The sequence below is a fragment of the Streptomyces sp. NPDC002309 genome (assembly GCF_053593375.1).
In genome coordinates, this window is the sequence record NZ_JBSFCI010000013.1 from 105,479 (window position 1) to 117,630 (window position 12,152).

Consider the following 12,152-nt stretch of genomic DNA (forward strand, 5'->3'; position numbering starts at 1 on the left):
TCCGGCCGTGCCGGACCGGGTGCTCGCACGAGTTCCCCTGGACGCGTTCCCCTTGGCGTCCCACCCGGGCCGTCGTCCGCGAGAGCCCTCACGTCCGACCCCGAGGCGCAGCCTTCGGGGTCTTCCGTGTTCCCGCGGACACGGCACACCGACGGCCCGCCGGGAGGACCGACGGGCCGCGGTACGGGACGTGGTGTTCAGTCAGGGGAGTTCGGTCAGCCGAGCTCGGCGAAGATCTCGTGCAGCAGCCGATGTTCGAGGGACTCCTCGTGGTCCACTCCGCCCAGCATGTAGCCGCCGAACTTGATGTTGGCGCCGGCGTTGTCCAGGGCGATGACACCGCGCCCGAGATCGGCGAGCGCTGCTTCGACGTCCGCCAGTTCCACCTCGGTGTTCTCCCGGATGTAGAGCTCGGACAGTTTCCGGATGGGAAGCAGCTCGCCATGCCATTCCCGGACGGCCGCATTCTGCTTGAAGGCGTCACGGTACATGCGGGACCCGGGAATGATCGCCGGTGCGGCGACCGATATCGTCGTGATGGAGCCCGTGTAGCTCTCCGCTATGGAGAGCCAGTTGTCCACTTCCTCCTTGAGCTGACGCAACGTGGTCCCGGGAAGGCCGAGAATTCCCGAGAGGTACATCTTGTAGTCGAGGCTCTGCGCCAGTTCCAGTGCCTCGACGACCCTGTCGGGCCCCTTGTTGATGCCCTTCGAGTTGTCCTTCAGCAGCTTGGGGTCGAAGGACTCGATTCCGACGTTCCAGGTCTGCACGAATCCCTTGCAGAGCTCCGCCGACTGCAGGAACTCGTAGACCAGGCCGTAGGCGAGCATGAACCGCCGGTCCCGGAGGACCTCCGACCCGGCACACGCCTCGGCCAGTTCGTCGAGGAACGACGTGGTGCCGCCCCATTGCGCCTTCGACATTCCCAGAGTGGAGTCGCCGGCCGCGTAGACATTCGACTTCAACTCGCCGACCAGCACCTCCAGCGTCGAAACGGCCGCCTGGACGTCTGTCGTCTTCGGAGTCAGCCCCTGGATGGAGCAGTGCAGGCACCGGCGCGTGGGACGCCTGCCCCAGTTGCAGCCGCCGTCCAGCGGCAGGGTGACCATGCGCTTCAAGTCGTAGTGCGAGGCGTACCAGACTCTGAACGCGTCGTCGTAGTGGGCCTTGAGCTCGTTCTCGATGAGCCGGTAGTCGGGGAGCATCCGCCCGGAGAGCGGATACGTGGGCGCCGACTGGTTGACGATCTCCCCGGCGCCGCCCCGGTACGCCAGGGACGGGATCCGCGAGATCTCCAGTCGTCCCTCGAGCCACGACAGCAGACCCATCATGGTGAAGGGGCCGTTGTTCCCCGTGCAGACGAAGTCGACGATCTTCGACCCGTAGGTGCCCGAGAGAACCTCGCGATGCAGGATCCCGGGGTGATCGTTACCGAAGACGATCACGGCGTCCGGGTTCACCCGCTTGATCTCGCCGGCGACTATGTACGCCCACATCGCGGTCGACGAATAGACGGTGAACGCCGCCATGTCGGGCGGATCGGACTGGATCTCCGCGCGTACGTTCTCCCAGTCGAGATGACTCATGTCCATGTACTTCCAGTCCACATCGGGGAAGCACGCGTTCTGATAGGTGATCATCTCGACCAGCGCGGAATGCGGATAGACCGTGCCCTCGTTCGCGTAGCGCGACTGGTCCCCTGCTTCGTCGATCAGCGCCCCGCCGCCCGAGTGGCTGCCGCGATGAGCGGACGTGAGAGGGAGCCCCACGTACCAGACCTTCTGGATCTTCTTCGTTCGCTGCTCTGATACGGGTCGGTCGACCGGATAGGTCCAGACGTATCGGGAATCAGTGGCGGAGACCAGCTCCTCCACCGGCTCAAGGCTCATCTTCACGGTCTCTCACCTTTCGCAACACGAAACCGGAGCGCACCTCTTGGGGGCGCACCGTCAGCCGGCCTCATGGCCGCTACTCGACCGGGCCGGCGATTCTCATAGGGACGGAGCACGGTCCTGCTCCCTGTCTTCCGTGACCCCCGGGGTTTCCCGCACCCGCGGTTCGGGCGTGCGGCCGCCTCGCGCAGGTGTCCGCAACCGCGGTGCCAGAGCGGCGACGGTCGGCGCTTCGAAGAGATCGCGGAAGCCGAGATCCGCGTCCAGCCGGGCGCGGATCGCGGCGACCAGCCTCGCGGCGAGCAGGGAGTGGCCGCCGAGGTCGAAGAAGCCGTCGTCGATCCCGATCCGGTCGATGCCGAGGACCTCCGCGAACAGGTCGCACAGCACCCTCTCCTCGCGTGTGCGCGGGGTGCGGAGAGTGCCGTGCCCTGAGGCCTCCGGCGCGGGGAGCGCCGCGCGGTCCAGCTTGCCGTTGACGGTCAGGGGCAGTCGCTCCAGACGCACCACGGCCGCGGGCACCATGTAGTCCGGCAGCCGTTCCCGCAGGTGGGCCTTGAGAAGGGCGGTCTCCTGCGCGCCGCGGCCCGCCGCCATGGGGCTGTTGGTGTGGGCCGCCGGTTCCGTGAGGGGGCCGGCGGGCTCGTACGCCTCGAGAATCCCGTCCACGCGGGAGAAGAGGACGTCCACCGTGTCGACGGAGGTCACCGACGGGGCGACCGCCACCCGGTAGCCCGCTTCACCGCCGAGGGCGTACAGCGCCTCCGGTTCGGTCCCGTGCGGGGCGCGCGCCAGCAGGTCGCGGATCTCGGCGAGGTCCGCTCCGTGGTTGAACGCGCGCACGGCCGCGGCCTCCTGGGCCGTCCGCCGGTTGGGTACGCCCGTCACCCGCAGCCGTTCGGGGCGCTGCTCGCGCAGCCGGGAGGCGAGGCGGCCGACGGACGCCACGTCCTCGGACCAGCGCAGCCGGACGGTGTCCGGGGCGGCCGGGGGCACCGGTGTACCCGTCCTGTGCAGCACGGCGTCGTACCGGTACCGGGTCATCTCGTTGTCGTGGCGGCCGCGGCGCACCTGGATGTCGACCGCCCCCACCGTCGGCTCACGCCGGGCGAAGGCGGGGAAGAAGTCGGGAGCGACGAGCAGTTCGGCCTCCAGGGCCAGGGCACGCTCGACGGACCGGCGCAGCCCGGCCCGGTCGTCCCGCGCGGACGCGCCACGCAGGACCACGGCGCTCGAGAAGCAGCGCAGGGACCTGGCGTCGCGGACGTCCCCGGCGAAGAGGGCACCTCCCGGACGGAGCAGGCTCCATGCCTTGCTCAGGACGTCGAGCAGGTGGTCGCCGTCGGGGAAGTACTGCAGGACGGAGTTGAGCACCACCACGTCGAAGTGGCCGGCCGGCAGGTCGCCGATCTCGTGGGCCGCCCGGCGGTCGATCCGGACCCGATCGGCCAGACCGGGCCGAGTGGCCGTCTCGCGTCGCAGGGCGTCGACCGCCCGCGCGGAGACGTCGGTCCCCCAGTACTCCTCGCATTCGGGGGCCAGTTGCGACAGCAGCAGTCCGGTCCCGACGCCGATCTCCAGGACGCGGCCCGGGCGCAGTTCCCGGATGCGCCGCACCGTCGTGTCGCGCCACTCCCGCATGTGGGCCAGGGGGAGGGGAGCGCCGTCGGCGTAGGTGTCGTGCCAGCCGGTGAAGTCCTCGCCGAAGGCGACGGCGGCCGTCGTCCCGGCGCCCGCGTACTGGGAGTCGAAGACCTTCGCCCAGTCGTCGACCTGCGCCGTGGTGTCGGCCGCTGCCCGCGTCCGGCGGCGGGGGACGACATAGGCGACCAGGCGCCGATCGCCGGGGATGTCCTCGCGGACGACGACCGCGGCCTGGCGCACCGCCGGGTGAGCCTCCAGCGCCGCCGAGATCTCACCGGGTTCGACGCGGAAACCGCGGATCTTCACCTGCTCGTCCGCGCGGCCGAGGAACTCCAGGTCGCCCCGGTCGGTACGGCGGACCACGTCGCCGCTGCGGTACATGCAGCTGCCGGGCGGTCCGAAGGGATCGGCCACGAAGCGGGCGGCGGTGAGCGCCGGTCGGCCCAGGTAGCCACGCGTCACCCCGGCCCCCGCGACGTACAGCTCTCCGGCGACACCGTCGGGAACCGGGCGCAATGCCTCGTCCAGGACATGGAGGGTCAGGTCGGCGATGCCGGCACCGATCCGGCTGGGGGCGCCGGCGACGGCGTCGTCGCGGGTGAGGGTCGTGAGGGTGGCGTGGACGGTGGTCTCGGTGATCCCGTACATGTTGACCAGCGCGGGGGCGTCGTCGCCGTGCCGCTCGTACCAGGGGGCCAGTCTGGCGAAGTCGAGCGGCTCCCCGGCGAACACCACGGCGCGCAGGTCGAGCGGGTTCCCCGTCGCGGGGCGGTCCTGGTCGGCGAGCATCAGCGGGTAGAAGGCGGAGGGCGTCTGGCTGAGGACCGTGACCCGCTCACCGGCCAGCAGTTCGAGGAAGCGCTCGGGGGAGCGGCTGACGTCGTAGGGGACCACGACCAGACGTCCGCCGTGCAGCAGCGCACCCCACATCTCCCAGACCGACACGTCGAACGCGTAGGAGTGGAACAGCGTCCACACGTCGTGCGCGGAGAAGCGGAAGCGGGCGGAGGTGCGGGTGAACAGGCGGACGACGTTGTGGTGGGAGGCGACCACGCCCTTGGGCCGGCCTGTGGAGCCGGAGGTGTAGATCACGTACGCGGCCGTGTGCGAGGTGAGCGGGCTGTGGCGGTCCGCCGCGGTGGGCGCGGTCACCGGACGGTGCGCCAGGTCCGCCGTGGTCCGCGAGTCCGGGAGGACCGTCACCGGGACGTCGGTGCGCAGCGCGACGGGTTCGAGGCTCAGGAGCAGCACGGGGCGCGCGTCCTGGAGGGTGCGCTCCAGACGTTCCCGGGGGTGGTCCAGGTCCAGCGGCAGATAGGCCGCGCCGGACTTGAGGACCGCGAGGACGGCGACCACCAGGTCGATCGAGCGGGGAAAAGCCAGGGCGACGACCTGTTCGGGGCCGGCGCCCCGGTGGATCAGCTCATGGGCCAGGCGGTTGGCGCGCTCGTCGAGGGTGACGTAGTCGAGGTGCTCGTCACCACAGGTGACCGCGGTCCGGCCGGGGTGCAGCAGCACCTGTGCCTCGAACAGGTCCACCAAGGTGGCGTCGGCCTCCGCGAGCGCCGGGGGCGTCCCCTGGTGGTGGGGCACCGGCGTGCGGTCCCCTGCGGACATCACCATCGCGCGTCCCCTTTCTCGTCGTTCATCCGGTGGACTGCGGTTCCGAGCCGTCCCGGTCCGGCGGTATCGCTCCGCCGCGCGGTGCGAGCCGTTGGCTTCCGTCGCGGTTCGGGGCGCCGGATCGTGGCTCGTCGGCGCCCGGGAACAGGTTCCGGTCCGATATGCGGTCCGGCGGCCGGGTCGCGAATCAGGGCGACCGGCCACATGAATGTCGTAGTCGCCGGAGAAAAGCCGCGATGGCCGATGGCCGCGGATTTCATATCCGCGGCGTCCGGCGTCGCGGCCAGCCGACTGTAGCACCCTGGAATGCGGCGAAATACCTCCCGGCCGGTCCGAGGACCTGCTGCTCCTCCCGGGTTCTGACGTCGGCTCACCCCGGGCCGGACCCCTGGTGGCACGCCCTGTGACGGCCGTGTGTGAAGTTCCCGTCAAAGGCGGCCCGACCATCATCATGGACGCGTTAAGAATTGTTTCCATGCAGTCACCACTGACTTAAGTTGCCAACGCCCGCTGGTCGTTACTGAGTGGATGAAATCCTCCCGCGTCCTGTGCCTGCGGCGGAAAACGTCCCGTCCTCGACGAGCAGGCGGAACGGCCTTAAGGAACGGAAACGATGAACACCACAGGTGATGACCCGCGCGCATTGCTGAAAGCGCGTTTCGCGGCCGCCAGGGAGACCGTGGCCCTGGCGACGGCGCAGACCGCGGGCACCGGTCGTGAAGGCCCTGCTCCGCTGTCGGCCGCGCAGCGCAGGCTGTGGTTCCTCGCGCAACTGGAACCGGACAGCCCGGCCTACAACGTGCCCCTGGTCCTGCGCCTCACCGGCGGGTTGGACGAGGAGGCCCTGCTGGGTGCCCTCCGGGACCTGGCGGAGCGCCACCGGGTGCTGCGCGGCGTCGTCGATACGGACGGAGCCCAGCCGCTCGTGCGCACCTGCCCGGCCGCCGACGTGCCGGTGTCCGTCGAGGACACGCGTGAGGAGGACCTGGAGGCGGCGCTCGCCGAGGAGACCGGTCGCCCGTTCCGGCTCACCGCCGAACCGCCGATGCGGGCCGTGGTGTTCCGGTTGCCCGGCTACCGGGTGCTCGCGATGACGCTGCATCACATCGCCACCGACGGATGGTCGCAGCGGCTGCTCCTGGAGGATCTGGGCTCCCTCTACGCCGCCCGGTGCGGTGGCGGCGAGCCGCCGGCGGCAGCGCCGCAGTACGCGGACGTGGTGACCGAGGAGGCCGGGGATCCGGCCGACCTCGACTGGTGGGCCGGGTATCTCGCCGGCCTGCCGCCCGTACTGAACCTGCCGGCCGACCGGCCGCGGACCCTGGAGTCGGCCTGGCCGGGCGGGGCGTCGCCGGTGGAGGTGCCGCCGGTCACGGTGGCCCGGCTGCGTGCCCTCGCCGTGGAGACGGGCGCCTCCCCGTTCATGGTGGTCATGGCCGCCTGGCAGGCACTGCTCGGACGGCTCGCGGACACCGACGACGTCGCCGTGGGTGTTCCGCACGCGGGGCGGTACTCCGAGGCGAGCGAGGCGGCCGTCGGCTGCTTCCTGGACACGATCGTGGTGCGCACCGACCTCACCGGAGATCCGACCGGACGCGATCTGATCGCCCGGGTACGGGCCGGCGCCCTGGACGCGTTCAGTCACTCCCGCACCCCGTTCGAGCGCGTCGTGGAACGGCTCCGGCCGCAGCGCACCCTGTCGGCGACGCCGGTGTTCCAGGTGCTGCTCAACCTGTACGACGAGGTCACGCCGCCCGTGCTGCCCGGCGTGCGGGCCGAGTGGCGGCCGGTTCCGCCGGCCACCGCCAAGTTCGACCTGAGCCTGGAACTGGCCGACGGCGGGCCGGAGTCCGGGCTGAGCGGCCGGCTGGAGTACCGGCGCGACCTGTTCGACCCCGGGACCGCCGGGAAACTGGTGCGGTGGTTCCTGGCACTGCTGGAGGGGATGACCGCCGATCCGGGGCGGCCGGTCGGGCAGATCCCGCTGGAACCCGCGGAGGGCCCCGCGCTGGCCGGACCCGTCACAAAACCGTCCGCGGTGCCGGTGCACGCGCTGATCGAGAGGTGGGCCGACGAGCGCCCGGACGCGACGGCCGTGACCGGTCCCGACGGCAGCCTCACCTACCGGGAGCTGGAACTGCGCGCCAACCGTCTGGCGCACCGGCTGACGGCGCTGGGTGTGGTGGCGGACCAGCCGGTCGGCATCCTGCTGGACCCCGGCGTCGACTTCGCCACGGCTGTCCTCGGCATCCTCAAGGCGGGTGGCGCGTACCTGCCGATGGACACCGGCCATCCCGCCTCCCGCGTCCAGGACATGCTCCGCGCCTCCGGCGCCCGGCTCGTGGTGACGGCGGGCGAACCGGCGGCCCGCGTCCAGGGCTTCGCCGACGTCGTCGCGCCGGCCGCCCCCCACGACGGCGGCCCCGAGGGGCGGCCGGCCGTGCCGGTCGGCCCGGACGACCTGGCGCACGTCATCTTCACCTCCGGTTCGACGGGGACCCCCAAGGGCGTCGCGGTGCGGCACGGCAGCCTGGCGCACCGCGTCACCGGACTGATCGGCCGGATGCCCGAGGTCGCCGGCGGGTCCTTCGCGGTGGTGTCCACCGTCGCCGCCGACCTCGGCCTCGCCTGCCTCTACGGAGCCTGGCTCACCGGCGGCACCCTGCACCTGCCGGACCGGGAGACCGCGACCGACCCGCGGGCTTTCGCCCGCTACCTCGCCCTGCACCGGGTGGACGTGGTCAAACTCGTGCCGAGCCACCTCAATCTGCTCGCCCGGCACGGCGACCTGGCGGATGTCCTGCCCCGCAGGCTGCTGATCCTCGGAGGCGAGGGGTGCCCGTGGTCCCTCGTGGAGGAGGTCCGCCGGCTGCGGCCGGACCTCGCCGTGCACACCCACTACGGGCCGACCGAGGCCACGATGATGTCGCTGATCTGCGACGTGGACGAGGTCCCCGAGCCGGCCCGCACCGGGCTCGTGCCGCTGGGACGCCCGCTGCCCGACGTGACCGGACTGGTGGTGGACCGCGCGGGCCGCGCCCTCCCGGCCGGTGTCCCCGGCGAACTGATGCTCGGCGGGCCGGGCGTGGCCCGCGGTTACGTCGGCCGGCCGGACCTCACCGCGGAGCGCTTCGTGGACGGTCCGGACGGCGGCCGCTGGTACCGCACCGGGGATCTGGTGCGGCTGCGCGACGGCGGAGCGGTCGAATTCCTGGGCCGCACCGACGACCAGGTCAAGATCCGCGGCCACCGGGTCGAGCTCGGCGAGGTGACCGCCGCGCTGCGGGCGCTGCCCGAGGTGGCCGACGCCGTCGTGCTGCCCGAAGGCGAGGCGCACGAGCGCGGGCTGGCCTGCTGGGTCGTGCCCGCCCCCGGTCACACGCCGCGGCCGGACGGGATCCGCGCCCGGCTGCGTCTGTCGCTGCCGGCCCACATGGTGCCCGCCGACGTGAGCGTGCTGGACCGCATCCCCCTCACCTCCAACGGCAAGCCCGACCGGGCCGCACTGCGGCGGCAGCCGAGAGCCGCCCGTCCCGAAGCCGCCGCGGTGGCGCCGAGCACCCCCGCCGAACAGGCGGTCGCCGGGGTCTGGACGGAACTCCTCGGCCTTCCCTCGGTCGGCGCGGAAGACGACTTCTTCGCGCTCGGCGGCCACTCCTTCGCGGCCACCCGGATGGTGGGCATGCTGGCCGAGGCGACCGGCCGCAGGCTGCCCGTGCGGCTCGTCTTCGAACGACCGGTGCTGCGCGACCTGGCCGCGGAGCTGGAGACCCGTTCGACGGGGGCGGGCGGGTCCGGGCCGGTGCCCCGGCGCGCGGATCCCGCCGCCCCGGTGCGGCTGTCGTCCGCGCAGGAGCGGTTGTGGTTCCTGTGGCAGCTGCGTCCGGACAGCGACGCCTACAACACCAGCGTGGCACTGCGGTTGAACGGTCCGCTCGACGTGGCGGCCCTGTGCGCCTCGGTGCGTGACCTCGCCGGCCGCCACGAGGGGCTGCGCATGGTCGTCACCGAGGACGAGGCGGGACCACTGGCCGTACCGGTCGCCCCCGACACCCTCGCGGTGTCCTCGGCGGAGACCGAGGAGGACGGCGTCGCCGCCGCCGTACGGGCCGAGGTGTCGCGGCCGTTCGCCCTGGACCGCGAACCGCCCTTCCGGGCACTGGTGCTGCGGATCTCGGCGGCGGAACACGTGCTCGTGCTGACGGTGCACCACATAGCCGTCGACGCCTGGTCCTGGACCACGATCCTGGACGACCTCTCGACGCTGTACCAGGCGCGGCGCGGCACCGGCCCGGCTCCCGAGCCGCTCGGCGTCCAGTACACCGATGTGACCGAATGGCTCCGCGCCCGGCACGACGGCGGAGCCGCCGACGAGCGTCTGGACTGGTGGGCGGCTCGACTGGACGGACTCTCCCCCCTCACGCTCCCGATGGACCGCCCGCGCGGACCGGCGGCCGGCTGGGCGGGCGCCTCCGAACCGCTGGTGCTCCCCGCGGGTCTGGCCGCGCGGCTGCGGGCCGTCGCGGCGGAGCTGGACTGCACCCCCTTCATGGTGCTGCTCACCACCTGGCAGGCGCTGCTGGCCCGGCTCGCCGGGACCGAGGACGTAGCGGTCGGCGTACCGGTGTCCGGGCGCACCCATCCCGGCACCGAACACATGGTGGGCTGCTTCGCGAACACGCTGGTGCTGCGCGGCGACCTGTCGGGCGACCCCACGGTCGAGGAGGCACTGCTGCGTACCCGGACCCGGGTGCTGGCAGCCCTCGACCACGCCGAAACGCCGTTCGAGGACGTCGTTCGACGACTGCGTCCGGAGCGCGACCCGGACGCCACTCCGCTGATCCGGGCCATGCTCAACGTCATCGACCTGCCCGCCCCCACCGACAGGTTCGCCGGCCTGGCCGCCACCCGGATCGACACACCCCGGACCGCGGCGCAGACCGACCTGTCGCTCGCCCTGGTCGACGACGGCACCGGGTTCACGGGCACGCTGACCTACCGGACCGGTCTGTTCGACCCGGCCGCCGTGCGGCGCTGGGCGCGCTGGTTCCTCGCGCTGCTCGAAGCGGTGCTCGACGCGACGGACCGGCCGATCCTCGGGCTCGACCCGCTGTCCGCCGGGGAACGCGCGGAACTGCGCTCGGCGTCGACCGGCCCGTCACTGCCGCGGGACCGGCCGGCCACAGTCGTCGCCGCCGTGCTCGAGCAGGCACGCCGCAGGCCGGACGCGGTCGCGGTGCTGGCCGCCGACGGCGAGGTGACCTACGCCGAACTGGCCCAGTGGTCCGGCCGGGTGGCGGCCGCGCTGGCGGCGCACGGTGTCCGGCCCGGCGAACCCGTCGGAGTCTGCCTCTCACGCGGCCGGCTGCTCCCGGGCACGCTGCTCGCCGTACTGCGGGCCGGGGCGGCGTACCTGCCGCTGGATCCCGAGCACCCGTCCGCCCGGCTGTCCGGGCTGGCCGCGGACGCGGGGGTGCGCGTGGTCGTCGCCGCCGGCACGGCTCTCGCCGCGGCCCGTGCCGTGCCGGGGGTGACCGTGATCGACGTCGACGAGGTCGCGAACGTGACGGCCCCTCCCGCCGAACCGGCGGAACCGGACCCGCAGCAGCCGGCGTACGTCCTGTTCACCTCCGGCTCGACCGGCCGGCCCAAGGGCGTGCGGGTCACCCATGCGAACCTGGCCGCCTTCGTCGCCGCTCTGTCGGCGAGTCCCGGTATGGCGCAGGACGACGTCACCCTCGGCGTCGTGCCGTTCACCTTCGACGTGTTCGGCTACGAACTGTGGGTGACACTGGCCTCAGGCGCCCGACTGGCGCTCGCGGACAAGGACACCGCGGCGGACGGCCACGCGCTGGCCGCGTGGATGGAGCGGACCGGCGTGACCGTCGCGACGGCGACGCCGACCGCGCTGCGCCTCCTGATGGCGGCGGACTGGCCCGGCCGGCCCGCGCTTCGCGTGATCAGCATCGGCGAGGTGCTCGACCCGGCGCTGGCCCGGGGCCTCGCCGGGCGCGTCGGCGAGCTGTGGAACGCCTACGGGCCCACCGAGACCACGGTCTACTCGACCCTCGCGCGGGTCGACCGGCCGGTCGGGGACGATCCGGTGCCGGTCGGCGGGCCGATCGCCGGCACCCGGGTGCACGTCATGGACCGAAGAGGGCGGCTCACGCTCCCCGGCGTCGCCGGCGAGCTGTGGATCGCCGGCGCGGGCGTGGCCCACGGGTACACCGGCGGGCGCGGACTCACCGAGGAACGGTTCGTCACCGGACCGGACGGCGAGCGGTGCTACCGGACGGGTGACCTCGCCAGGTGGCGGGGCCGCACCCTGGAATACCTGGGCCGGACGGACAACCAGGTCAAGGTACGCGGACACCGCGTCGAACCGGGCGAGATCGAGGCCGTGCTGCTCCGCCACCCGGAGGTCGCCGACGCCGTCGTCACGGTGGCGGGCCCGGTCGGCGAGCAGCAGCTGGTCGGATACGTCGTCACCCGGCGAGGCGGCGGCGACACCGCGCGGTTCGAGGCCCATCTGCGCGAAACGCTGCCCGAGTACCTGGTCCCGCGCCGCTGGACCGTCCTCGACGCGTTCCCCACCACGGCGAACGGAAAGGTGGACCGCGCCGCGCTGCCCGCGCCCGTCGCGGCGCAGCCGACGGCCGCGGCACCCATGTCGGCGATGCAGCAGCTCGTGGCGAGGCTCTGGGCCGAAGTGCTGCACGTGGACGAGATCGGCCCGGAAGGCGAGTTCTTCGCGCTGGGCGGTACATCGCTGTCCGCGACGAGGATGCTGGGGCGGCTGCGCGACGCGCTGGGCCAGCGAGTACCGGTGCGGACCCTCTTCGACCGGCCGGTGCTCGCGGACTTCGCCGCCGAGGTGGAGCGGACCATGCTGGAGCGCCTCTCCGCCGAGCAGGACGGGGGACCGTCATGACGGAAACCGGCCGGGGCCGCGCACCGCAGGAAAGTGATCAGGAAATTCCGAAAAGAGAGAGG

Annotated in this window: 3 protein-coding genes; 1 reads left to right on the forward strand and 2 read right to left on the reverse strand. The window is 72.6% G+C overall.

The genetic code is table 11. The features are described 5' to 3' along the window. Positions 1 to 215: 215 nt before the first annotated feature. Together ACWCPM_RS13810 and ACWCPM_RS13815 are read right to left on the reverse strand one after the other, a co-directional pair. Positions 216 to 1,895, reverse strand: a complete 1,680-nt coding sequence (locus tag ACWCPM_RS13810; RefSeq protein ID WP_450976353.1) for a B12-binding domain-containing radical SAM protein — start codon at positions 1,893 to 1,895, stop codon at positions 216 to 218. Between the two features lie 96 nt (positions 1,896 to 1,991). Beyond that, positions 1,992 to 5,156 carry an amino acid adenylation domain-containing protein gene (locus ACWCPM_RS13815; protein WP_450976390.1) on the reverse strand — a complete coding sequence of 1,055 codons (3,165 nt, stop codon included), beginning with the start codon at positions 5,154 to 5,156 and terminating at the stop codon, positions 1,992 to 1,994. A gap of 616 nt (positions 5,157 to 5,772) precedes the next feature. On the opposite strand from ACWCPM_RS13815, the gene ACWCPM_RS13820 reads away from it, so the two are divergent. Beyond that, positions 5,773 to 12,090, forward strand: coding sequence for an amino acid adenylation domain-containing protein (locus ACWCPM_RS13820; protein WP_450976354.1), 6,318 nt, complete (start codon positions 5,773 to 5,775; stop codon positions 12,088 to 12,090). Positions 12,091 to 12,152 lie beyond the last annotated feature (62 nt).